At 62.6% G+C, this 23131-nt stretch carries 18 protein-coding genes; 11 read left to right on the forward strand and 7 right to left on the reverse strand.

What is annotated here, in order from left to right; genetic code table 11:
• Window positions 1-45: 45 nt before the first annotated feature.
• The 3 genes from PC358_RS17330 to PC358_RS17340 form a co-directional block, all read right to left on the reverse strand.
• Window positions 46-534 carry a TIGR00645 family protein gene (locus tag PC358_RS17330; RefSeq protein WP_016501546.1) on the reverse strand — a complete coding sequence of 163 codons (489 nt, stop codon included), beginning with the start codon at window positions 532-534 and terminating at the stop codon, window positions 46-48.
• 177 nt (window positions 535-711) lie between these two features.
• A complete protein-coding gene (locus PC358_RS17335) occupies window positions 712-1050 on the reverse strand; it encodes a PA4575 family protein (protein WP_016713353.1) in 339 nt (112 codons plus the stop codon).
• Between the two features lie 162 nt (window positions 1051-1212).
• Window positions 1213-3651 carry a Lon protease family protein gene (locus tag PC358_RS17340; protein WP_033701381.1) on the reverse strand — a complete coding sequence of 813 codons (2439 nt, stop codon included), beginning with the start codon at window positions 3649-3651 and terminating at the stop codon, window positions 1213-1215.
• Between the two features lie 254 nt (window positions 3652-3905).
• On the opposite strand from PC358_RS17340, the gene PC358_RS17345 reads away from it, so the two are divergent.
• The 5 genes from PC358_RS17345 (at window position 3906) to PC358_RS17370 (ending at window position 8873) form a co-directional block, all read left to right on the forward strand.
• Window positions 3906-4394, forward strand: coding sequence for a DUF3015 domain-containing protein (locus PC358_RS17345; protein WP_033701382.1), 489 nt, complete (start codon window positions 3906-3908; stop codon window positions 4392-4394).
• 75 nt (window positions 4395-4469) lie between these two features.
• Window positions 4470-6323, forward strand: coding sequence for an Lnb N-terminal periplasmic domain-containing protein (locus PC358_RS17350; protein WP_033701384.1), 1854 nt, complete (start codon window positions 4470-4472; stop codon window positions 6321-6323).
• A gap of 78 nt (window positions 6324-6401) precedes the next feature.
• The gene (locus tag PC358_RS17355) at window positions 6402-6758 is read left to right on the forward strand and encodes a lipoprotein (RefSeq protein WP_033701385.1); all 357 of its coding nucleotides are present in this window, start codon (window positions 6402-6404) and stop codon (window positions 6756-6758) included.
• Between the two features lie 431 nt (window positions 6759-7189).
• The gene (locus tag PC358_RS27790) at window positions 7190-7777 is read left to right on the forward strand and encodes a hypothetical protein (RefSeq protein ID WP_143500719.1); all 588 of its coding nucleotides are present in this window, start codon (window positions 7190-7192) and stop codon (window positions 7775-7777) included.
• Between the two features lie 598 nt (window positions 7778-8375).
• The gene (locus tag PC358_RS17370) at window positions 8376-8873 is read left to right on the forward strand and encodes a GreA/GreB family elongation factor (RefSeq protein ID WP_033701390.1); all 498 of its coding nucleotides are present in this window, start codon (window positions 8376-8378) and stop codon (window positions 8871-8873) included.
• A 66-nt stretch (window positions 8874-8939) separates the two neighbouring features.
• Here the strand turns inward: PC358_RS17370 and gdhA are convergent, their stop codons facing one another.
• The 3 genes from gdhA to PC358_RS17385 all read right to left on the reverse strand — a co-directional run bounded on the left by gdhA (window position 8940) and on the right by PC358_RS17385 (window position 12950).
• On the reverse strand, window positions 8940-10280 hold the full coding sequence (gene gdhA, locus PC358_RS17375; RefSeq protein ID WP_033701391.1) for an NADP-specific glutamate dehydrogenase: 1341 nt from the start codon (window positions 10278-10280) through the stop codon (window positions 8940-8942).
• A gap of 324 nt (window positions 10281-10604) precedes the next feature.
• Complete coding sequence (gene ettA, locus PC358_RS17380) at window positions 10605-12272, reverse strand: energy-dependent translational throttle protein EttA (protein WP_033701394.1); 1668 nt, start codon at window positions 12270-12272, stop codon at window positions 10605-10607.
• A gap of 261 nt (window positions 12273-12533) precedes the next feature.
• The gene (locus PC358_RS17385) at window positions 12534-12950 is read right to left on the reverse strand and encodes a hypothetical protein (RefSeq protein WP_033701396.1); all 417 of its coding nucleotides are present in this window, start codon (window positions 12948-12950) and stop codon (window positions 12534-12536) included.
• A 271-nt stretch (window positions 12951-13221) separates the two neighbouring features.
• Here PC358_RS17385 and PC358_RS17390 point away from each other — a divergent pair, with 271 nt between their 5' ends.
• The 4 genes from PC358_RS17390 to PC358_RS17405 all read left to right on the forward strand — a co-directional run bounded on the left by PC358_RS17390 (window position 13222) and on the right by PC358_RS17405 (window position 20371).
• On the forward strand, window positions 13222-17052 hold the full coding sequence (locus PC358_RS17390; protein WP_033701397.1) for a sensor domain-containing protein: 3831 nt from the start codon (window positions 13222-13224) through the stop codon (window positions 17050-17052).
• 309 nt (window positions 17053-17361) lie between these two features.
• A complete protein-coding gene (glyA, locus tag PC358_RS17395) occupies window positions 17362-18615 on the forward strand; it encodes a serine hydroxymethyltransferase (RefSeq protein ID WP_033701398.1) in 1254 nt (417 codons plus the stop codon).
• A 142-nt stretch (window positions 18616-18757) separates the two neighbouring features.
• The gene (locus PC358_RS17400) at window positions 18758-19348 is read left to right on the forward strand and encodes a hypothetical protein (RefSeq protein ID WP_033701399.1); all 591 of its coding nucleotides are present in this window, start codon (window positions 18758-18760) and stop codon (window positions 19346-19348) included.
• Window positions 19349-19417: 69 nt separating this feature from the next.
• Entirely contained in the window at window positions 19418-20371 is a 954-nt protein-coding gene (locus PC358_RS17405) for an arsenic resistance protein (RefSeq protein ID WP_033701400.1), read from the forward strand.
• A 78-nt stretch (window positions 20372-20449) separates the two neighbouring features.
• On the opposite strand, the gene PC358_RS17410 is transcribed toward PC358_RS17405, so the two are convergent.
• The gene (locus tag PC358_RS17410) at window positions 20450-21379 is read right to left on the reverse strand and encodes a malate dehydrogenase (RefSeq protein ID WP_033701402.1); all 930 of its coding nucleotides are present in this window, start codon (window positions 21377-21379) and stop codon (window positions 20450-20452) included.
• 230 nt (window positions 21380-21609) lie between these two features.
• Between PC358_RS17410 and PC358_RS17415 the strand changes: the two genes are divergently transcribed.
• A complete protein-coding gene (locus PC358_RS17415; protein WP_033701403.1) occupies window positions 21610-22116 on the forward strand; it encodes a sigma-70 family RNA polymerase sigma factor in 507 nt (168 codons plus the stop codon).
• Window positions 22113-23069: a FecR domain-containing protein gene (locus PC358_RS17420; RefSeq protein ID WP_033701404.1), complete on the forward strand. Its 957-nt coding sequence runs from the start codon at window positions 22113-22115 to the stop codon at window positions 23067-23069. Before PC358_RS17415 ends, PC358_RS17420 begins: the two co-directional genes overlap by 4 nt.
• The last annotated feature ends 62 nt before the right edge of the window (window positions 23070-23131 follow it).

Below are 23131 nucleotides of genomic sequence, written 5' to 3' on the forward strand. Positions count from 1 at the left end.
AGGTAAAACTGACGCCACTCGTCAGTTTTACCCTATCAGGCGGGCTCAGTGCTTGGTGAGCTTGTCCAGGTAACCCATGCAGAAGGCCGACACCACGAAGGTCATGTGGATGATCACGTACCACATCAGATAGTCGGTGGAGATGTTCTGTGCGTCCATGAACACGCGCAGCAGGTGAATCGACGAAATGGCGACGATCGAGGCAGCAACTTTCATCTTCAGCGAAGATGAGTCCATCTTGCCGAGCCAGTTGAGCTTCTCTTTGCTGTCGTCGATGTCCAGTTGCGAGACGAAGTTCTCGTAGCCGGAAATCATCACCATCACCAGCAGGCCACCCACCAGCGACATGTCGATCAGCGACAGGATCACCAGGATCAGGTCGGCTTCGCTCAGGGCAAATACGTTGGGCAGGACGTGAACGACTTCCTGGAAGAACTTCAGGGCCAGGGCCAACAGCCCGAGGGACAAGCCGAAGTAGATAGGGGCGAGCAGCCAGCGCGAGGCATACATCGCATTTTCGAGAATACGTTCCATGGAGGGTAGGGACTCGTCAGGTGACTAAAAAAGCGACGGCGAGTATAGCCAGCCACCTGCTGCAGCAAAAGCCCGGCTCCGCTGCGCAGCGCAATCGCGACACAAGGCCGCACCCGGCCACCGCTGTGGGAGCGGCCTTGTGTCGCGAAAGGGGCGCGCAGCGGCCCCAGCAATCGCCTAGCTTTCCGGATGGAACTGATAATCCCCCAGGTTACGACAGCGCTCGCCATTGATGCGACGCAACTGGGCCTGCAGGTGCAGGCACCAGATCTGCGGGTCTTCGGCAACCTGATACCCGTGTAGCGTCAGGCTGTCGACAATGGCATTGAGCACCGACTCGGCCACCAGCGGCCCGTGAAACGGCCCCTGGGCCTTGATGGCCGAAGGTTGCTCGCCGGCCATGCCGGCGGCGAACAGCAGCGTCCACATGCCGTTGTCGCCGGCCAGTGGGCGGATGCTGCATTCGATGCGGGTCACCAGGCCCAGGCACTGGCGAGTAAGGCTGAGGTTGCGCATGGCCGCGTCCCCTCCAATGAGCCCTGTTCAGCCTGAAACCCTCAGGCTGTTTCCATCCTGAACGCTGATACCGTCCTAAGTTCCAGCATAGAGGAACAGCACAGAAAGTTGGAAAACCGGCGCTGAACGGTAGCACATCGCCGCCAGCGCCGGTTTATTGACTTAGGCCGGCTTAGCCTGCGCAATCACCTCTTCCAGGCGTTCCTTTTCTGCCTCTTTGATGTCCTCTTCACTGATCATCTCGGCGATTTCGCGCAGGCGCTCCACCACGCGGGCGTTGACGCTGCCCTCGGTGAACTCGCCATTTTCATCCGCCGTGCCGGCCTCCTCGCCCACCAGCAGGCTCAACGCCTCGTCGGCCTGGCTGACCGCATACACATGGAACTGCCCGCCTTCGACCGCCTGCAGTACCCGCTCGTCGAGCATCAGCGTGGCCACGTTGGCACGCGGGATGATCACGCCTTGATCGCCGGTCAAGCCGCGCGCCTCGCAGAGCCGGAAGAAGCCCTCGATCTTCTCGTTGACCCCACCCACCGCCTGCACTTCACCGAACTGGTTGATCGAACCGGTGATGGCAAAGCACTGCTTGAGCGGCGTGCGCGACAACGCCGAGATCAGCGTGCACACCTCACCCAGCGAGGCACTGTCACCGTCGACGTAACCGTAGGACTGCTCCAGGGCAATGCTCGCCGAAATGGCCAGCGGGAACTCCTGGGCGTAGCGGCTACCCAGGTAGCCGGTGAGGATCATCACGCCCTTGGAGTGGATCGGCTGGCCCAGGTTGACCTCACGCTCGATGTCGACGATGCCGCTGCCGCCGGGGTAGACCGTGGCCGAGATACGCGCCGGCATGCCGAATGCCGAATCACCCACCTCCAGCACCGTCAGGCCGTTGCACTTGCCGATGGCCGCGCCTTCGGTGTCGATCAGGATGATGCCGGCGAGCATGTCGTCCAGCACCCGCTGCGACACACGCCCGGTGCGGGTGGCCTTGGCCTTGAGCGCACGCTCGATGTGCCCGGCGTCGGTCATCTCGTCGCTGGCCAGCTGGCGAATGAAATCGGCCTCACTGACTAGCTGGAACAGGTCACCGATGCGTGCCGACAGCCGCGACTGGTTTTCCGCCAGCCGGGCGCTGTAGGTGGCCAGGCGCGCCACGGCGTCACTGGTCAGCGGCGCCATGCCTTCTTCGTTGGTGCGGGTACGCAAGAGCTGGGCAAATTGCTCCAGGTTCTCGTCGACCATGGGCATGTCTTCGTCGAAGTCCACCAGCACCCGGAACATTTCCTGGAAGTCCGGATCATGGTCCTGCAGCGCGTAGTAGAGCTGACGCGAGCCGATGATCACCAGCTTGACGTTGAGCGGGATCATCTGCGGCGTCAGGCTGACGCTCGCCACCCGGCCCAGCTCGCCCAGCGGCGACTCCATCTTCAGCTTGCGCGACTGCAGCGCCCGCTTGAGGGCATCCCAGACGAAGGGCTCGCCGAGCATCTTCTCGGCTTCAAGAATCAGGAAGCCGCCATTGGCCCGGTGCAACGCCCCCGGGCGCAACTGGCGGTAGGAGGTGTACAGCGCGCCCTGGTCGGTGCTGTATTCGATCCGGCCAAACAGGTTGTCGTAGGTCGGGTGCGGCTCGAACACCACCGGCGCGCCACCGTCGTGGTGATGCCCCACCACCAGGCTCGGCGCGTATTGCTCTTCGAGCATCTTGCGCGCCACGGCGTCGGTCTTGCTGTCATCGACCAGTTGCTCGACCACGGTGCGCAGCAGGTTCAACTGCACCGACTGCAGGTAGGCGCAGACCGCCGCGTTCTCGGCGTACTTTTCCGACAGCGGCGCCAGCAGCGGCTGCAGGGCCAGGGTAATGGTTTCTTCGTTGAGCTGGCGCAGCTGGTTGTTCGACTCACGCTTCCACTGCGGCAGGCTGGCCAGCTCTTCGTTGAGGCGCTCCTCGAGCAGGGCGATGTCTTCGTGGAACTGCTCACGCACCGCCTCCGGCAGTTGCGCAAACTCGGCCTCGTCCAGCGCCTTGCCTTCGGCCATCGGGGTGAAGGCGACGTTACTGGCATCGCGGTACAGGGCCACGTCTTTTTCCAGCGAAGCGCGCTCGATCACATCCAGGGCGCGGTCATAACGCTGGTTGAAGGCACGGTCGATAGCGCCCTTCTTCTGCTGGTACGACGGGTGCTCGAACACCGCCGGGAAGGTCGACAACAGGTTGTCGATCAGCCCGTTCATGTCGGTGATGAATTCACCGGCTGTGCCCGAAGGCAGCTCCAGGGCACGCGGCTCGCGGGTGTCTTCGTAGTGGTTGACGTATACCCAGTCGGCAGGGGTGTGTTGGCGCTTGCCTTCGGCCTTGAGGTAGCGCTTGACGAACGAGAAGCGGCCGGTGCCGGGCTCGCCCATCACATACACGTTGTAGCCAGGGCGGGGCATGGCCACGCCGAATTGCAGGGCCTCGACTGCTCGCTCCTGGCCCAGGACACCTCGAAACGGCTCCAGATCGTCAGTGTGGGTAAAAGCAAACTGCTCGGGGGAAAAACGCCGGGTCAGGGCTTCAGGCGCAAGACGCAGGCGCGCAGCGACAGGATCGGGCATTGGGTTTCCTTACTTCGGCGGGGCGGATACGCAGCATTCTGGCGCTGCCCGCGCGCGCCTTGCAAGGCTCGGCGGGACTTTATGTCGCAGTCGCGATAACACAGCGCTTCAGGCAAATTTTTCGCAATCAACAACGCAACCTTTAGATCGTGCCTAAACTCCAAGCTGCGCGGGTGGGTGAAAAGCTTTCCCGCCTGGCAACCGAGTTGCCAGAAACCCTGACCCTTGGTTAAGACAAATAGAGAACAAATGCTATGAAACGGATTCTTCTGGGTACTCTGTTCACCGTGGTCTCCCTCAATGCCATGGCCGAAGCGCCTGGCGGCCCGAACTGCGGCTGGGGCAACATGCTGTTCGAAGGCCAGCGCGGTACGCCGGCCCACTTCCTGGCTTCCACCACCAACGGTACCTCCGGTAATGCCACCTTCGGCATGACCTCCGGCACCAACGGCTGCTCCACCAAGGCTTCGCTGACCTATGGCGGCAAGTCCTGGTTTGCCATGAACGGCATGATGAACGAACTGTCCGAAGACATGGCGATGGGCAAGGGCGAGGCTCTGACCACCTATGCCGTGGTACTGGGTGTAGCGCCTGAAGACCGCACCTACTTCGAGTCGGTCACCCACCAGCACTTCAACCAGATCTTCAGCAGCGCCGACGTCACGGCCGAAACCGTGCACAGCAACACCCTGGCGGTGTTGAAGAGCGATCCACGCCTGGCCAAGTACGCAACCGAGGCTTAAGTGCAGCTTGCCCCGCCCCACCTCCGGGGCGGGTTTCGCCTTTTTTTCGGCATCGTGAAGAAGTAGTTGCCCGATATGCTCAAACGCCTCGCTTACCTGGCGCTGTGTGCCTGCGCCCCTGTTCATGCTGCGCCTGCGCTGGATGAAGGCCGTATTCAGCAACTGGCCAGTACCCCCTACTGGATCGCCCTGGGCCATTACGAGACTGCCAAGCTCGGTGGCTGGCGAAGCTATGTGGACGACACCCGGTTCTTTCTCGCCGAGGATGGCGCGCACCACCCCGACCAGGAGCTGCGGGCCACGGTGCAGGCGCTGTATGCGCCGGCCAGCCTGGGCGACAAGCATGCCCAATGCGTCTTTCCGGCACGCACCCGTTGGCTCAAGGAACAACTGGGGCTGACTGACCTGCCGCAGCCCGACTGCCAGGAATTCAAGACCTGGTACACCTCGATCGACCCGCACAGCGCCGCGTTGATCTTCCCGGCGGCCTACCTGAACAGCCCATCGTCGATGTTCGGCCATACACTGCTGCGCATCGACCAGTCCACCACCCACAGCGACGACACCACGCTGCTGAGCTACGCGATCAACTTCGGCGCCTACATCGAAGGCAGCGACAACAGCATCCTGTACGCCTGGAAGGGCCTGATGGGCGGCTATCCAGGCCTGTTTGCGCTGATGCCGTACCAAGAGAAGCTGTCCGAGTACCGCAGCCTGGAAAACCGCGACCTGTGGGAGTACAAGCTGGACCTCACCCCGCAAGAGACCGGGCGCATGGTCGAGCATGTGTGGGAGCTCAAGCAGATCCAGTTCGATTACTTCTTCTTCGACGAGAACTGCTCCTACCGCCTGCTGGAACTGCTGCAAGTAGCCCGGCCGAGCCTGGACCTGACCTCGCAGTTTCCGCTGACCGCCATCCCCACCGACACGGTCAAGGCGGTGCGCCAGTCTGGCCTGGTGGCCAGCGTCAACTACCGGCCTTCACGCGAGCGCGAACTGCTGGCCCGCGCCGAGCCTTTGGCCCCCCACGAAAAGCAGCAGGTACTGGCGGTCAGCGCCGATACCGCGCAGTTGCAAAGCCCGGCCTTCACCGCCCTGCCGCGCGAGCGCCAGGCGCTGGTGCAGGACGCCGCCTACCGCCTGGAGCGTTACCGCGCCAACGGCCAGGAGCGCGACCCGGGCCAGGCCACGCGCAGCTTCGAGCTGCTGCGGGCGATCAACCGCAACCCGCCGCCAGCGCTGGATATCGAGCGCCCCGGGCTGCCCGAAGATGGCCATGACTCACGCACCTGGCAGCTCGGTGTCGGCACGCGGGAAGACCGCGCCTACGCCGAGTACGGCCTGCGCATGGCCTATCACGACCTCAACGACAACGCCTACGGCTTCCCGCTGGGCGCGCAGATCGAGATCTTGCAGCTCAAAGTGCGCCAGTACGAAGGCAACGACTGGCAGGTACAGCGCCTGGACCTCGCCACCATTCGCTCCCTGACGCCGCGCAACGCGCTGCTCAAGCCGTGGTCATGGCAAGTGACCGGCGGCCTGGAGCGGGTGCCGGGCAAGCATGACGACGAGGTGCTGGTAAGCCATGTGAACGGCGGTGCCGGCGGTACCTGGCAACTGGCCGATGGCCTGCTGGGCTTCGCCCTGGGCACGGTACGCGTGGAGCACCACAACGACTTCGCCGAGTTCATTTCCCCGGCGGCGGGTTTCAACGGCGGGCTGCTGTGGCGCAACGGGCTGGGCAACATGACGCTGGAGGCCAAGGGCGATTTCTTCACCAATGGCGAGGTGCGGCGCAGTGTAAGCCTGAACCAGCAATGGGAAATCAGCCGCAACCTGGGCCTGCGGCTAAGTGCATCGCGTGAGTTCAGCCACCTGGCGACGGCGCAGAACGAGGTGATGCTGGAGCTGAAGTGGTACCACTACTGACTCTTTGACACTGTTTTGACGGCCCACCGACAAACCGCCACCTAGACTCTCCCGCATCAACTGGAGGGTCTGGTGGCTATGTCGCGGTACTGGTTAGGCCTGTGCTTTGCCTTTTTGCTGTCTGGGTGCGCAACGACCCACGAACAGATGCTCAACCACGGTTACCCGCCCGCCTACGCCGATGGCTTCCAGGATGGCTGCAGCAGCGGCCGCCAGGCTGCCGGGCTGATGGTCGGCGACTTTCGCAAGGACGTGCCGCGCTACCTGCACAACCGCCAGTACGAAAGCGGCTGGGACGATGGTTTTCGCCAGTGTCACGCCCTGCAGAACAGCGAAGAGCAGCGTCAGTACCGCGACCGCTACTGGGACCAACGCGACCGTGACTGGGAGCAGGAGAAAGACCGCGGCGCTGCGCGGGCCTACCGCCACCCCTAGTGTGCCATCAGTACCTGCCTGGGGAATGAGGCGGCAAATGATGAATCGATCCAATACGCCCCGGATTGATCAACTATGGACAGTCAAATAATGAGTATATGCATTGATACACCTGTGCCGGATCAGCTTTTACTCCCACTTTATCCAACGCTTGCAGCCCCTTCCCGTCATAACCCTTATAATTTTTCCTCTTGCTCATCGCCACATTAATTTTTATGACTTATTCCTTTGGGTTTAATGCATTAGGCCTATCACTTGACGCAGGGATGTGCTCTGCTCCACACATCGACGCCGCGTGATTTGACACAGGAAACAGGTAATCTACCTTGAAATGAAAGCCTGCGCTTGGCACAGCCACAGTGCGCTTTACGGGAATAGCACTACGCGCACGCATAGTGCGTTCGTGGCGTGCCAAGTACCCGTAACGCTTTATGCATATTTTATCTCCCAATAGTCATTCTTTAGGTATAGAAATGTTAAATCCGGGAATTGTAGGTGTGATTCAGGACCTCATAGCTGCAAACGCAGCTGAAAGATCCCAAGAGGAGCGAGCGAAAAGAGGTGATGACGTGCCGCAGGCGCATGGTGCGCCGCTTCACCACTTTCAACGCCGGGAGTTTCGTATTCTAGTGGAAAATCGAACTCCATTTGGCTTGAAGCCTCTTGGTTATGATTTCACAGAAGGGACTTTCATTGAAGCCACAGGACGCGATACGGTTATAGCTCCGAACCACACAAGAAAATATGTGTTCGACAATGAATACCTCAAACCCGACGGCATACCCGATTTCCACGGACTCCTCCAGTTCCAGATTGTCAGCCATAATGAGGAGATGAAAGGGGATATACAATTTCGTATCGGGTGGTCGAATTATTTCTCCAAAGAAAACGAATGCGGGAGTGATTGGGAGGAAGATGGCCAGTCCAGTCCTTACTGGGATAACTTCTTCCTGAGTGACCCAGACAGCTGCTCAGACAAGATATGTACATTGAGTTGGGTCCTCGAATTTAAAAAATAAAGTAATTAGAATTAACGATGGCACTTCAAGTCGAAGTGCTATCGGTTGGGTTTTTCCTTCCGGCTGGCACAGAGGATGCTTAGGCTCTGTACGAAAAGTTTTGTGGGAGCGGGCTTGTCCCGCGATGGAGTGCGAAGCGCTCCTGTACCCGATATTAAATAGCGTCAAAGACGCCGCGAATTCAGGATTTGCTGCCGCGTTGCGGCAGATCGCGGGGCAAGCCCGCTCCCACAATGATGAATGACCATACTTTTCGTACAGAACCTAAGCTACTTATTACGCGGACGACACCTTTTCGTGATCGCAGGCCACAAGTACAACAGAGTGCGAGGATAGAGCAGGTAGACGACCTCCAACTGGGCCTGCTCAGCAACCCGGATACCGATAGTTTGAATGATCCAGACCAGCAGCACGTCACGCTCAGGCAGTCCCGCACCGTGAGTCGGGCAGCAGAGAAAGTCTCAATCGATACACTCCAGAGCAGGGTGACCGCGATCGACGATCGACTCGATACTGTCAGGCAAGCCCCTAGGTCGCAATCGGACATCCTTTGAAACCGGCGGCCTGCCATCATGGTCTTCAGCACAAGGAGGCCACCATGAGCCGAGCATTCGTCAACGAAGACCAGGCCGCCGCCCAGGCCGACCAGCCGGTAGAGCGGCGGGTCAGCGAGCAGCCCAACTACGTCACGGCCCTGGGCCTGGCGCAACTGCAGCAACGGGTGGCCGAACTCAACACATTGCGCAGCCAGCTGCAGGCGCAGGGCGAGCGTGCCGACAAGCAGCGCCTGGCCGATGCCGAGCGTGACCTGCGCTACTTCAGCGCCCGGGTGCAGAGTGCCCAGGTGGTGCCAGCCGCCACTTCGCGGAGCAAGGTGCAGATTGGTAGCCGGGTGAGGTTTGTCGATGAACACGACCAGGCGCACGAGGTGCAGCTGGTTGGGGAAGATCAGGCCGATGCGGGGCGCGGGTTGATCAATTGGGGGTCGCCGCTGGGGCGGGCTTTGCTAGGCGCGGGGCCTGGGGATGAAGTGGTTTGGCGGCGGCCGGTAGGGGATCAGACGATCGAGGTAGTCGCCATCGAGGGTGAGGCGTGAGGCCGCCCCCACACCTGTAGGAGCGGCGGGCTGATGGGGCCGCAAAGCGGCCCCATCGGTTTTGGATCAGACCACGCCCTGCGCCAGCATGGCATCAGCTACTTTCACAAAGCCGGCGATGTTCGCGCCCTTGACGTAGTTGATCTTGCCGTCAGCCTCTTCACCGTAGTGAACACAGGCATGGTGAATCGACTGCATGATGTTGTGCAGCTTGCTGTCCACTTCACCGGCCGTCCACAGCAGGCGCATGGCGTTCTGCGACATCTCCAGGCCCGACACGGCCACACCGCCAGCGTTGGACGCCTTGCCCGGAGCGTACAAGATGCCCGCCTCCAGGAAGATATCCACAGCCTCGAGGGTGGTCGGCATGTTGGCGCCTTCGGCCACGCAGAAGCAGCCATTGCGCAGCAGGGTGCGGGCGTCTTCGGTGTCCAGCTCGTTCTGCGTGGCGCACGGCAGGGCGATGTCGCACGGCAGGCTCCACGGGGTCTGGCCCTTGCGGAACTCCAGGCCGAACTCGCCCGCCAGGGTGCTGAGGCGACCACGCTTGACGTTTTTCAGCTCCATCACGGCGTCCCACTGGGCGTCGCTCAGGCCCGCTTCGGCGTACAGGGTGCCCTCGGAATCGGACAGCGAGATGACCTTGCCGCCCAGGTCCATGACCTTGCGTGCGGCATACTGGGCCACGTTGCCCGAGCCGGAAATCGCCACGCGACGGCCATCGATGCGCAGGTCGCGGCGCTTGAGCATCTCTTCAGCGAAGTAGACGCAGCCGTAGCCGGTGGCTTCCGGGCGAATCAGGCTGCCGCCATAGGTCATGCCTTTGCCGGTCAGTACCGAGGTGAACTGGTTGGCCAGGCGCTTGTACTGGCCGAACATGAAGCCAATCTCGCGGGCGCCCACGCCGATGTCACCGGCAGGCACGTCGACGTCGGCACCGATGTGGCGGTACAGCTCGCTCATGAAGGCCTGGCAGAAGCGCATCACTTCTGCATCGCTCTTGCCCTTCGGGTCGAAGTCCGAGCCACCTTTGCCGCCACCCATGGGCAGCGAGGTCAGGGAGTTCTTGAACACCTGCTCGAAGGCCAGGAACTTGAGCACGCTCAGGTTGACCGACGGGTGGAAGCGCAGGCCGCCCTTGTACGGGCCGATGGCGCTGCTCATCTGGATGCGGTAGCCGCGGTTGACCTGGACCTTGCCCTGGTCATCGACCCACGAAACGCGGAACAGCACCGCGCGCTCGGGTTCGACCATGCGCTCGAGGATACCGGCCTGCAGGTAATGGGGGTTGGCTTCGAGGAACGGCCACAGAGTGCGCAAGACTTCTTCCACTGCCTGGTGGAACTCGGGCTGGGCAGGATCGCGTTGCTTGAGGCGCGCGAGGAAATTATCGACAGATTCGACCATGGTAGACATCTCACCAAGAGGGATTGGACTTATTGGTTTTTTTTCGAATGTACCAAGAAGCAATCGCACGAGAACAGGGCGTGATGTCGTTTTTTTGAAATTATTTGGTGCGTTTTATATAAATGTATACAAAATTGATGGATTGTTGTTAGCAGGTCGGGCTTCTTCGCGGGGCAAGCCCGCTCCCACAGGATCTATGAAAGGCCCCAGATCTCTGGAAATTTTGTGGGAGCGGGCTTGCCCCGCGAAGGGGGTAGCACCCCTTTATGCCAGGCACAAAAATGGGGCCCCTGAGGGCCCCATTCTTGTGCATCCAAAACGGGCTTACTGGGCCAGCTTCTTGTGCCGTACACGGTGCGGCTGGGCAGCAGCATCGCCCAGGCGCTTCTTGCGGTCAGCTTCGTACTCGGTGTAGTTGCCTTCGAAGAAGATCACGTTCGAGTCGTCTTCGTACGCCAGGATGTGCGTGGCCACACGGTCCAGGAACCAACGGTCGTGGGAAATCACGATCGCGGCGCCCGGGAAGTCCAGCAGGGCTTCTTCCAGCGAACGCAGGGTTTCGACGTCGAGGTCGTTGGACGGTTCGTCGAGCAGCAGGACGTTACCGCCCTCCTTCAGGGTCAGGGCCAGGTGCAGACGGCCACGCTCACCACCGGACAGGTCCTTGACGAACTTCTGCTGGTCGCCGCCCTTGAAGTTGAAGCGGCCAACGTAGGTGCGCGACGGGATCTCGTAGTTACCGATGCGGATCTGGTCGGAACCGTCGGAGATCTGCTGGAACACGGTCTTGCTGCCGTCCAGGTCTTCGCGGCTCTGGTCGACACAGGCCAGTTGCACGGTTTCGCCGATCTCGATGCTGCCCGAGTCCGGCTGCTCCTTGCCCATCAGCATGCGGAACAGGGTCGACTTACCGGCGCCGTTACCACCGATCACGCCGACGATGGCGCCTTTGGGCATGGCGAACGACAGGTTGTCGATCAGCACGCGATCGCCATAGCCTTTGGAAACGTTCTTGAACTCGATGACCTTGTCACCCAGGCGCGGGCCGGCCGGGATGTAGATCTCGTTGGTTTCGCTGCGCTTCTGGAATTCCTGCGACTGCATTTCTTCAAAGCGCTGCAGACGTGCCTTGGATTTGGACTGGCGGGCCTTGGCGCCTTTGCGCACCCACTCCAGTTCCTCTTTCATGGCCTTCTCGTGGGCGCTCTGCTGCTTGGATTCCTGCGCCAGACGGTCCGACTTGGCTTCCAGCCAGCCCGAGTAGTTGCCTTCGTACGGGATACCGGCGCCGCGGTCCAGTTCGAGGATCCAGCCGGCGACGTTGTCGAGGAAGTAACGGTCGTGGGTAATCGCTACCACGGTGCCGGGGAAGTCGTGCAGGAAGCGCTCCAGCCAGGCCACCGAGTCGGCGTCCAGGTGGTTGGTCGGTTCGTCGAGCAGCAGCATGTCGGGTGCCGACAGCAGCAGACGGCACAGGGCCACACGGCGCTTTTCACCACCGGACAGGTGTTCGATTTTCGCGTCCCAGGCCGGCAGGCGCAGGGCGTCGGCGGCAACGTCCAGCTGGCGCTCGAGGTTGTGGCCGTCGGCAGCCTGCAGGATCGACTCGAGCTTGGCCTGCTCGGCGGCCAGCTTGTCGAAGTCGGCGTCGGGTTCTGCGTAAGCCGCGTAGACCTCGTCCAGGCGAGCCTGGGCGTCCTTGATGACGCTGACCGCTTCTTCGACGACTTCACGTACGGTCTTGGCCGGGTCGAGTTGCGGTTCCTGCGGCAGGTAGCCGACGTTGATGTCGGGCATCGGACGGGCTTCGCCGTCGAATTCCTTGTCGACGCCCGCCATGATCCGCAGCAGTGTCGATTTACCCGCGCCGTTCAGGCCGAGCACGCCGATCTTGGCGCCTGGGAAGAACGACAGGGAGATGTTCTTGAGAATTTCGCGCTTCGGCGGCACGACCTTGCTCAGCCGATGCATGGTGTAGACGTATTGAGCCAAAACCAAGCCCTCTAAATAGGTAAAGACATCGACGAACGCCCCGGCAATGGGCCAGGGGGATGTGTTTACGGGGTGTCATTGAACAAAGTCGACCATTCTACGCCAACGCGCGGCGTTGCATAGGAGGGCCGGGTGGGGGCATCAACAGGGGGCCGCTATACGGCCCATTCGCGGGACAAGCCCGCTCCTACAGGTCGATTGCGGCTGTGGGAGCGGGCTTGCCCCGCGAATGGGCCAGCAAACACAATTGCCCGAAGAGGCTCAGACGTGACGCTGTTTGGCCTTGCCCCGCGGCAACCGGCAACCGCCACCCTGCTCGGCCAGGCGCGCGGCCCAGGCAGACTTGACGCTGAAGCCACCCTTGCGGGCAGGCTGCTCGGCGGCCTTGGCCGGCTTGGCGGCCTTGGCCGGCTTGGCGGCAGGCTTGCTGACGGCCTGGGTAGCCGGCTGTTTCACCACGGGCGCGGCCGCAACCGGTGCTGCTGCCGCCTTGGCGGTCTTGCGCAGTTCGGCCAGCGACGGGGCCTTGCTTTTCGAGGCGGCTGCCGCCTCGGGTTTGACCAGCGAACGCTGGCACGACTTGCAGGATACGTCCTCGGTCACGGCAGTGCTGACAAGGGTCTGACTGCTGCGCCCACAGGCGGAATCGAGGCCATTGGAGGAAAAGTGAGTAACCAAAACCGAACATCTCCGAAGCGTTGTCATTGAAGCGGGCGGCATTCTCGCACAGGTTGCAGGGGCTTGCCGAACCACAGGGGCGCGACCACGACCGTCGGCAGGCCGAGCGCCAGCGGACAACCGGGCTGGCACTTTGCCATAATCCTAGGCATGCTAGCCGGTTTAGGGTGTCCGGCCTTATAGTGCGCCACCGCGGTCTGGCAACCAGACACCGGCACCGACCGTGCATGATCAATCCCTGCCATCGCCAGCCCAATCGCAGGACCAACGCTTGACCAATCTCACTCATCCGTCGTCGCTGCGTCCCGCTTCACTGGCCCCTGCTGCTTCCCTGCGCGGGTCGATCAAGGGTGCGCTGGCGCTGTTGGCCCTGATTCTGCTGGCCCTGCTGCTGTGGCAGCTGTTCGCCCAGTTCCGCCATACCCAGGCCGACCTGCGCAAGCAAAGCCTGGAGGCCACTGCGGAGCTTGCCGACCACCTCAGCCTGAACATGGCGCTCAAAGCCCAGCAGGCGGTGAATGTGGTACAGCCCTACGTCAATGCACCGACGCCCGCCGCCCTGCCCAGCCTGCTCGACACCCTGCGCGCACGCCTGCCCGCCCTGCGTGACCTGGCCTGGCTGGACACCAGCGGGCAGATCCGCGCCGACAGCCTGGCCGGCAGCCCAGACCGCCCATTGATTGGCGAGCTGCTGAGGTTGAACCAGGGGCGCCCCTACTTCTTCACCAACTCGGCAGACAACCGCACCCTTTACCTGTTGCTGCGCCAGTCCACCGAACAGGACCGCGGCTATTGGCTGCTGCGCCTGTCCGGGGCGTATTACCGTACCCTCACCGTGCACCTGGACAACCCGGGCCACCCGCTGTGGCTGCTGGAAAACAGCCGCAGCGGCGCGGTGCTGGAGCGCCATGCCACCGCGCGGACCAGCACCGCGCCGCTGCAGAGCGTGATGCTGGCGTTCATCGACAACAGCACCTGGCAGCTGCGCGGCCTGTTCGACGCCGAGCTGGCCCAGCAGAAGTTGCTACCGGCACTGATCGGCAAGTGCATGCTGGTGCTGTTTTGTGCCCTGCTACCGGTGCTGGCGTTGATCAACATGCGCCGCCGCCAACGCGCGCTGCAGGAAGACCGCCGGCGCTATCAGGAAATCTTCGAAGGCACCGGCGTTGCCCTGTGCGTGCTCGACCTCTCCAGCCTGCCCGGCCAGCTCGACCGCTACCACCTGCGCAACCACGCGGCCCTCAAGCACAGCCTGGCCCTGGACCCGAACCTGCGCCGCTCGCTGCTGCAGGAGTTGAAGATCACCGAGATCAACCAGGTGGCGCGCCAGTTGCTCAACGTCGAATGCCACGAGGGTGCCTGGCAGCGCCTGATCGACGGCAGCGGCGATGGCCGTGACAGCATCGGCATGCAACTGATCGATGCACTGATCGAACAACGCTCGCTGCTGGAGCTGGAAGTGCGCCTGCCGGCGCCGCTGGGCGGCGAACTGCACCTGTGGCTGATGGCCCGCCTGCCGCTGCAGCGCCGCGACTACCAGGCGGTGATCCTCAGCATCAGCGACATCACCAGCCGCAAGCAGGTGGAGCTGTCGCTGCTCGAACGCGAGAGCTTCTGGTCGGACGTGGTGCGTACCGTGCCCGACCAGCTCTACGTGCAGGACGTGCCCAGCCAGCGCATGATCTTCAGCAACCGCCACCTCGGCCAGACCCTGGGCTACAGCCGCACCGAGCTGGCGCAGATGGGCGACCGGTTCTGGGAGTTGCTGCTGCACCCCGAAGACGCCGCGCACTTCCAGGCGCTGCGCCAGCATCAGCGTGAAACCGGCCACAGCGAACCGCTGCACTGCCAGTTGCGCTTCCGTCACCACGACGGCAGCTGGCGTTGCTACGACATTCGCGAACAGGTGCTGACCCGCGACCCCGATGGCCTGGTGACGCGCATCATCGGCGTGGGCAAGGACGTCACCGTGCAGATCGAGGCCAGCCAGTCGCTGCGCGACAGCGAACAGCGCTACCGCATGCTGGCCGAAAGCATCAGCGATGTGATTTTCTCCACCGACAGCCAGCTGCAGCTGAACTACGTCAGCCCCTCGGTAAAAGCGGTACTGGGCTATCAGGCCGAGTGGATCTTCGACAACGGCTGGCAATCGATCATTGCCAACCCGGCGCAGCTGACCGGTATCTACAGCCTGATGGAGCGCGTCAGCAATGCCATGGGCGACCGCGAGCAACTGGCCCAGCTACGTAGCCAACTGCCGACTCAACTGTTCCTGTTCGACTGCCTGCGTGCCGATGGCCGCAAGATCCCGATCGAACTGCGCCTGGTGCTGGTGTGGGACGATCAGCAGCACTTCGAAGGCGTGCTCGGGGTAGGCCGCGACATCAGCCAGCAACGCCGCGCCGAAAAAGACCTGCGCATGGCCGCAACGGTATTCGAGCACTCCACCTCGGCCATCCTCATCACCGACCCGGCCGGCTACATCGTCCAGGCCAACGAGGCGTTCAGCCGGGTCAGCGGCTATGCGGTCAGCGACGTGCTCGACCAACTGCCCGGCATGCTCACCGTCGAGCAACAGCAGGAAGGCCACCTGCGCTACGTGGTCAAGCAACTGCACCAGCGCGGCAGCTGGGAAGGCGAAGTGTGGCTCAAGCGCCGTGACGGCGACCATTACCCGGCCTGGGTCGGCATCACTGCAGTGCTGGATGACGAAGGCGACCTGGCCAGCTACGTGTGCTTCTTCACCGACATCAGCGAGCGCAAGGCCAGCGAACAGCGCATTCACCGCCTGGCCTACTATGACGCCCTCACCCACCTGCCCAACCGCACCCTGTTCCAGGACCGCCTGCACACGGCCCTGCAGCAGGCCGACCGGCAGAAGGCGTGGGTGGTGCTGATGTTTCTCGACCTGGACCGCTTCAAGCCGATCAACGACTCCCTCGGCCATGCTGCGGGCGATCGCATGCTCAAGGACATGGCCCTGCGCCTGCTGGCCTGCGTGGATGACGACGACACCGTGGCGCGCATGGGTGGCGATGAGTTCACCCTGCTGCTGCAACCGCGCGCAACCCGCGAAATGGCCCTTAACCGCGCCATCCACGTGGCCGAGAACATCCTCGCCAGCCTGGTACGGCCCTTCGTGCTGGAAAACCGCGAGTTCTTTGTCACCGCCAGTATCGGCATCGCCCTCAGCCCGCAGGATGGCAGCGAGCTGAGCCAGCTGATGAAAAACGCCGACACCGCGATGTACCACGCCAAGGAACGCGGCAAGAACAACTTCCAGTTCTACCAGGCGGAAATGAACGCCAGCGCCCTGGAACGCCTGGAGCTGGAGAGCGACCTGCGCCATGCCATGGAGCAGAACGAGTTCATCCTCTATTACCAGCCGCAGTTCAGCGGCGACGGCAAGCGCCTGACCGGCGCCGAAGCCTTGCTGCGCTGGCGCCACCCGACCCGTGGCCTGGTGCCACCGGGTGATTTTATCCCGGTGATCGAAGAGCTGGGCCTGGTGGTGGATGTCGGCGACTGGGTGCTGCGCGAAGCCAGCCGCCAACTCAAGGCCTGGCACAAGGCCAAGGTGCGGGTGCCGAAGGTGTCGGTGAACATCTCGGCGCGGCAGTTCTCCGACGGCCAACTGGGCACGCGCATCGCCACCATCCTGGAAGAAACCGGGCTGCCACCGGCATGCCTGGAGCTGGAGCTGACCGAAAGTATCCTGATGCGCGAGGTCAACGAGGCCTTGCAGATTCTGGCCAGCCTGAAGAACCTTGGCCTGAGCATTGCGGTCGACGACTTTGGCACGGGTTACTCGTCGCTCAACTACCTCAAGCAGTTCCCGATCGACGTGTTGAAGATCGACCGCACCTTCGTCGACGGCCTGCCCGAGGGCGAGCAGGATGCGCAGATTGCCCGGGCGATCATCGCCATGGCGCACAGCCTGAACCTGGCGGTGATCGCCGAGGGCGTCGAAACCCATGAGCAGCTGGAGTTCTTGCGCGAGCATGGTTGCGACGAGGTGCAGGGCTACCTGTTCGGGCGGCCGATGCCGGCGCATCAGTTCGAGGCGCAGTTCAGCAACGAGACCCTGTTCATGTTCCAGTAATCCCCCTTTGCGCGACCCCGTGTAGGAGCGGCCTTGCGTCGCGAAAGGGCTGCGCAGCGGCCCCCGGATATGTGCGGTGACGCTGAAATCGAGGGGCCGCTGCGCAGCCCTTTCGCGACGCAAGGCCGCTCCTACACCACCCACCTCCAACCGCAAAAAAAACGGACTTGAGAGTCAACTCCAGCCCAGTCAGGGCGCGGCTTGCAACATGAGTCCCATTGGTCCGCGACTTGACGTCACTTCATATGCCAGGCGCGAAGCAATCGGTTAGAATGCCCCCCCAATTCAGCCCGATCCTTGAGGACCGCCATGTTCAGCCGTGATTTGACCATTGCCAAGTACGACGCCGAGCTCTTCGAAGCCATGCAGCAAGAAGCTCTGCGCCAGGAAGAGCATATCGAGCTGATCGCTTCGGAAAACTACACCAGCCCGGCTGTCATGGAAGCCCAGGGTTCGGTACTGACCAACAAGTACGCCGAAGGCTACCCAGGCAAGCGCTACTACGGTGGTTGCGAGTACGTCGACGTGGTCGAGCAACTGGCCATCGACCGCGCCAAAGAGCTGTTCGGCGCCGACTACGCCAACGTTCAGCCGCACGCTGGCTCCCAAGCCAACGCCGCGGTCTACCTGGCCCTGCTGTCGGCCGGTGACACCATCCTGGGCATGAGCCTGGCCCACGGCGGCCACCTGACCCACGGCGCCAGCGTCAGCTCCTCGGGCAAGCTGTACAACGCCATCCAGTACGGCATCGACGGCAACGGCCTGATCGACTACGACGAAGTCGAGCGCCTGGCTGTCGAACACAAGCCGAAGATGATCGTTGCCGGCTTCTCGGCCTACTCGCAAGTGCTGGACTTCCCACGCTTCCGCGAAATCGCCGACAAGGTCGGTGCCTACCTGTTCGTCGACATGGCCCACGTTGCCGGCCTGGTTGCCGCTGGCGTGTACCCGAACCCGGTGCCGTTCGCCGACGTGGTCACCACCACCACCCACAAGACCCTGCGCGGTCCACGTGGCGGCCTGATCCTGGCCCGTGCCAACGCCGACATCGAGAAGAAGCTGAACTCCGCCGTCTTCCCAGGCGCCCAGGGCGGCCCGCTGGAGCACGTGATCGCCGCCAAGGCCATCTGCTTCAAAGAAGCCCTGCAGCCTGAGTTCAAGGCGTACCAGCAGCAAGTGGTGAAAAACGCCCAGGCCATGGCCAGCGTGTTCATCGAGCGTGGTTTCGACGTCGTTTCCGGCGGCACCCAGAACCACCTGTTCCTGCTGTCGCTGATCAAGCAGGAAATCTCCGGTAAGGACGCCGACGCCGCACTGGGCAAAGCCTTCATCACCGTGAACAAGAACTCGGTACCGAACGACCCACGTTCCCCGTTCGTCACCTCGGGCCTGCGTTTCGGCACCCCGGCTGTGACCACCCGTGGCTTCAAGGAAGCCGAGTGCAAGGAACTGGCCGGCTGGATCTGCGACATCCTGGCTGACCTGAACAACGAAGCGGTGATCGACGCCGTGCGTGAGAAGGTCAAGGCCATCTGCAAGAAGCTGCCGGTTTACGGCAACTGATTGGCGTTAGCCTGATGTGAAAAGCCCGGCCTTGTGCCGGGCTTTTTCGTTTTGCACAGCTTCGCGGAACCTGTTCCAGCTGGGTAGCCACCCCAAGACGACCTAGCCTGCGGCCTCCCCCACGCCAAACCGGAGGCCTTCCATGGCGGATCATGTAGCGCGTTCTTTCACGGCTACCCTGCAGATAGCCGAATCACCGGTGAACAGCCTGGACTGCCTGACCACAGGGCCAGTGACCCTGGTCACACCACGCTATGCACCAGGCCATGCATTTGACGGAGCCCGGGCGCTGGGCATGCTCAACGGCACGGAAGAAGACTGGCAGCACGGCAAGGAGTCAGGGCTGATCACGTTCGACAAGGGCGCCACGCCCTGTGCGCTGCTGCTGTACTTTCGCCACAGCGATGCCGGTTACAGGCTGTATGTGCGCAGCGGCCCTCATCTGGGTAAAAGCGTGTTCACGAACGTCGATGGGCAGGTGACCCTCAGAACCTCAACGTCGAAGGAGCCCAGCGTGTGGAGCCTGATCGATGTGCAAACCGGCAACGCCTTCGACCTGACTCTGCTCGAAGATGGCCGCCGCGAAATCCAGTTGATCAGCAGCGATGGCCACCCTCTGGAAATTCACAACCTATACCCTGTCGGCGGCTTTCTTGCGTGTTATGCCGAGGCCCAGCCATGCACCCTGAGCCTGTTGATCGAACAACGCGGGGTGGACTGGCTCGACACCTGATGTCGCCTGCACGCGCCCCACGTATTACCCTGTGCCGCTTCGACCACCGAGCGCGCACAGGACCCTGCCTTGACCAGAGAGCAACTCGAAACCCACCAGATCCCGCTCTACTTTGCTGCCGTGCTGGTTGCCGCGGCCTTCGGCCTGCTGGCCCCTGACGCCGCTCACCCCCTGCAAGCCCTGATCACCCCTGCCATTGCCGTGCTGATGTACGCGATGTTTCTGCAGATCCCCTTTCTCGACCTACGCCAGGGCCTTGGCAACCGCCGCTTCATCAGTGCGCTGCTGGTGGCCAACTTCATCCTTGTGCCACTGCTGGTATGGGCGATCACCCGCGGCCTGGTCGCGCACCCGGCCATCCTGATCGGTGCCCTGTTGGTGTTGCTGACACCGTGCATCGACTACGTGGTGGTGTTCACCCATATCGGCAAAGGCGACTCACGCCAGACACTCGCCGCAACGCCCGTGCTGTTGCTGGTGCAACTGCTGCTGTTGCCGGTGTACCTGGGGTTGATGTTGGGTGACGGCGGCGAGGTGGCGATTGCCATCACCCCATTCGTGGAAGCGTTTGCCCTGTTGATCGTGTTGCCGCTGCTGCTCGCCGTGCTGACCAGCGCCAGCGCCCGTCGCTCGCGTGTGGCAGCGGCATGGAACGACGCCTGGGCGTGGCTGCCGGTACCGGCGATGGCACTGGTGCTGATGGTGGTGATCGGCTCGCAGATCGCTGCCGTGCTGCATGACTTGGCGCGCTTGCTGCCGGTGATCCCGGTGTACATCGGCTTCATGCTGCTGGCGCCGCTGATCGGCTGTGCCACGGCGCGGCTGATGCGTTTGCCGGTGGCCGAGGTGAGGTCGGTGACCTTCAGTGCGGCCACCCGCAACTCGCTGGTGGTGCTGCCGCTGGCGCTGGCGTTGCCAGAAGACTTGCGCGGGTTGGCGGCGGCGGCGGTGATTACCCAGACGCTGGTGGAGTTGGTGGGGGAGTTGATTTACGTGCGCGTCGTGCCGGCGCTCGTGCGCTGATTGCTCAAACGCTACGCCAGTCAGTCAGGGCCCTTGGGCCGCTGCGCCCTGCGACCCTGTCAGAGCCCTACACCCCGTTCATAGCGCATTCATTTCAGCAATATCGCGCAGCACCTGGTCTGCAGAGTGGTCGAACATCGCCTGCTCCTGCGCATCCAGCGGCAACTCGATGACCCGCGCAATCCCCTCCCCAGCCAGTACACAAGGCACACCCATGGCAATACCTGTGCGCCCGTACTCGCCCTCCAGCACCGCGACCGCTGGCAAAATGCGGTTTCGCCCATTGGCGATCGCATCCACCATCTGCGCAATGGCCACGCCCGGCGCGTCGCAGGCACTGCCCAGCTTCTTCAGCCCCAGAATCTCGCCGCCACCCTGGCGGGTGCGCTGCACGATGCGCTCTATCTGCTCACTGGACAGGAAGTGCGCCAATGGCACCGACCCAACCGCGCAGTAGCGCATCAGCGGCACCATGCTGTCGCCATGCCCGCCCAGCACCAGGGCCGTGATGTCCCGAGCGGAAAACCCCGTTTCCTCGGCAATGAAACACTTCATGCGCGCGGTATCCAACACCCCCGCCTGCCCGAACACCTTGTTGCGGCCCAGCCCGCTGCGCGACCAGGCACGATAGGTCAGCACATCGACGGGGTTCGACACCACCAACACCGTCGCCGCCGGCGCATGCTGTTTGATGTCCAGCAGGATGCCATCGAGAATGGGCAGGTTGATGCTCAATACATCCTGGCGCGACTGGCCAGGCTTGCGCGGCACCCCTGCCGTAATCACCACCAGGTCAGACCCCGCCAGCATTTCGGCCTTGGCCCCGCCCTGAACTCGTGTATCGGAACCCGACTCGACCGCCGCCTGCCAGATATCCAGCGCCTTGCCCTGTGCCAACTCACCCTGCACATCGATCAACATCAACTCACGGCACAACTCATCCCGGGCGATGACCTGAGCCGCCGCCTCGCCGACCAAGCCGGCACCCACAATGGATAATTTGTTCACCTGACACCTCCCAGCGGCGCGCGCCACCAGGAACACGCCTGCGTATACACAGAAGTATTGCCTGCCAGGGCTAAAAGGCCACCCCGAGGTTGATACCCGTCGGCTGAGCGGTTTGAGCCGCGCCAGGATGCAGTTCAGCCGATTCCTGCATCGGCTGTTTCCAAAGTCGCCCTCTCCCCACTACAATTGCAACTCATTCCTATCTGCAACTCATTCATGGGAAGAGGAAAGTGCCCACTGACGCCCCGTTGCAACCACTGGATAGCCTGTATCGCGACCACCACGGCTGGCTGCAAGGCTGGCTGCGTCTGCGCCTTGGTGATCGTGAGCGGGCTGCGGATATTGCGCAAGACACGTTCCTGCGCCTGCTGGTGACACGGCGCCTGCCGGCGCAGAGCGATGGGCGCCGGTTTCTGGCGCAGATCGCCCGCAACCTGGTCATCGACCAATGGCGCCGCCAACGTATCAAGCAAGCTTACCTGGAGAGCCTCGCCGCCCTGCCCGAGCCAGAAACCCCGTCGCTGGAAACCCGTGCCATCGTGATCGAAACCCTGATGCAGATCGACGCCATGCTCGACAGCATGCCCGCGAAGGTGCGCGAGGCGTTTCTGCTGTCGCAGTTCGAAGGGCTGAGCTATAGCCAGATCGCCGAGCGCCTCGAGGTCAGCGTCAGCTCGGTGCAAAAGTACATGCTGCGCGCCATCACCGCCTGCTACCAGGTGCTGTACGCCGAATGAAAACCACCAGCGAAGCGCCCGTCGCCTCTGCCATCATCGAGCAGGCCAGCCATTGGCTGATGCTGCAATGGGGTGGCGAGCTGGACAAGGAACAACAGCGTCGCTTCGCTGAATGGCGTACCGCAGACCCGGAACATGATCGTGCGTGGCAGCGCCTGGAGCACCTGCAAAACACCCTGAGCGGTGTGCCCACAGATACTGCGCTGGCGGTGCTGCGTGAGCTGCCCGATGCGCGCCGCCGGCAGACGCTGAAACTGCTCGGCGCGCTGCTGTTGGCCGGTGGCAGCAGCTACCTTGCCCAATCGCAACTACCCTGGCGCGAGGCCACCGCCGACCTGCGCAGCGGTACGGGGGAACGCCTGCAGCGCACGCTGGCCGATGGCAGCCGGCTTAGCCTGAACAGCGGTAGCGCGGTGGATATCCTGTTCAGCGCGAGCGAGCGACGCATTCGCCTGCTCGCGGGGGAGTTGCTGCTCGACAGCGGCCATGACCCAGCGCAACGCCCCTTGATCGTGGACACCGCCGCCGGGGAAATCCAGGCGCTGGGCACGCGCTTTTGCGTGTACCAACGTGATGATAGAAGCCAGGTCGATCTGTTCGAGGGCGCGCTGGAACTGCGCCCGCGTCAGGCCCGCGCCACGCGCCTTCAAGCCGGACAAGGTTGCTGGTTTACCGCGACCCGGTTCGGTGACATCGCGCCCGCGAACCTCAACGCCATCGCCTGGCACGATGGCAGGCTTATCGCCGAACGCATGCCGCTGGGGCAGTTCGTTGCAGAACTGGCTCGCTATCGCCGCGGCATGCTGCGCTGTGACCCGACCATCGCCGGCCTGGCGCTAACGGGCGTTTTTCCCTTGGTAGACACAGACCGCGTACTGACTGCACTTGAGCAGTCCCTGCCGGTAAAGGTGCACAGGCTGACGAGCCTCTGGACCACGATTAGTCCTGCGTAGCGGCATTGCACGCACCGATAAAAAATGCTGCTGCCCCTTGTCGGTTTTGCCGACTTGTCCGG

The organism is Pseudomonas capeferrum (assembly GCF_000731675.1).
Classification (GTDB): Bacteria; Pseudomonadota; Gammaproteobacteria; order Pseudomonadales; family Pseudomonadaceae; genus Aquipseudomonas; species Aquipseudomonas capeferrum.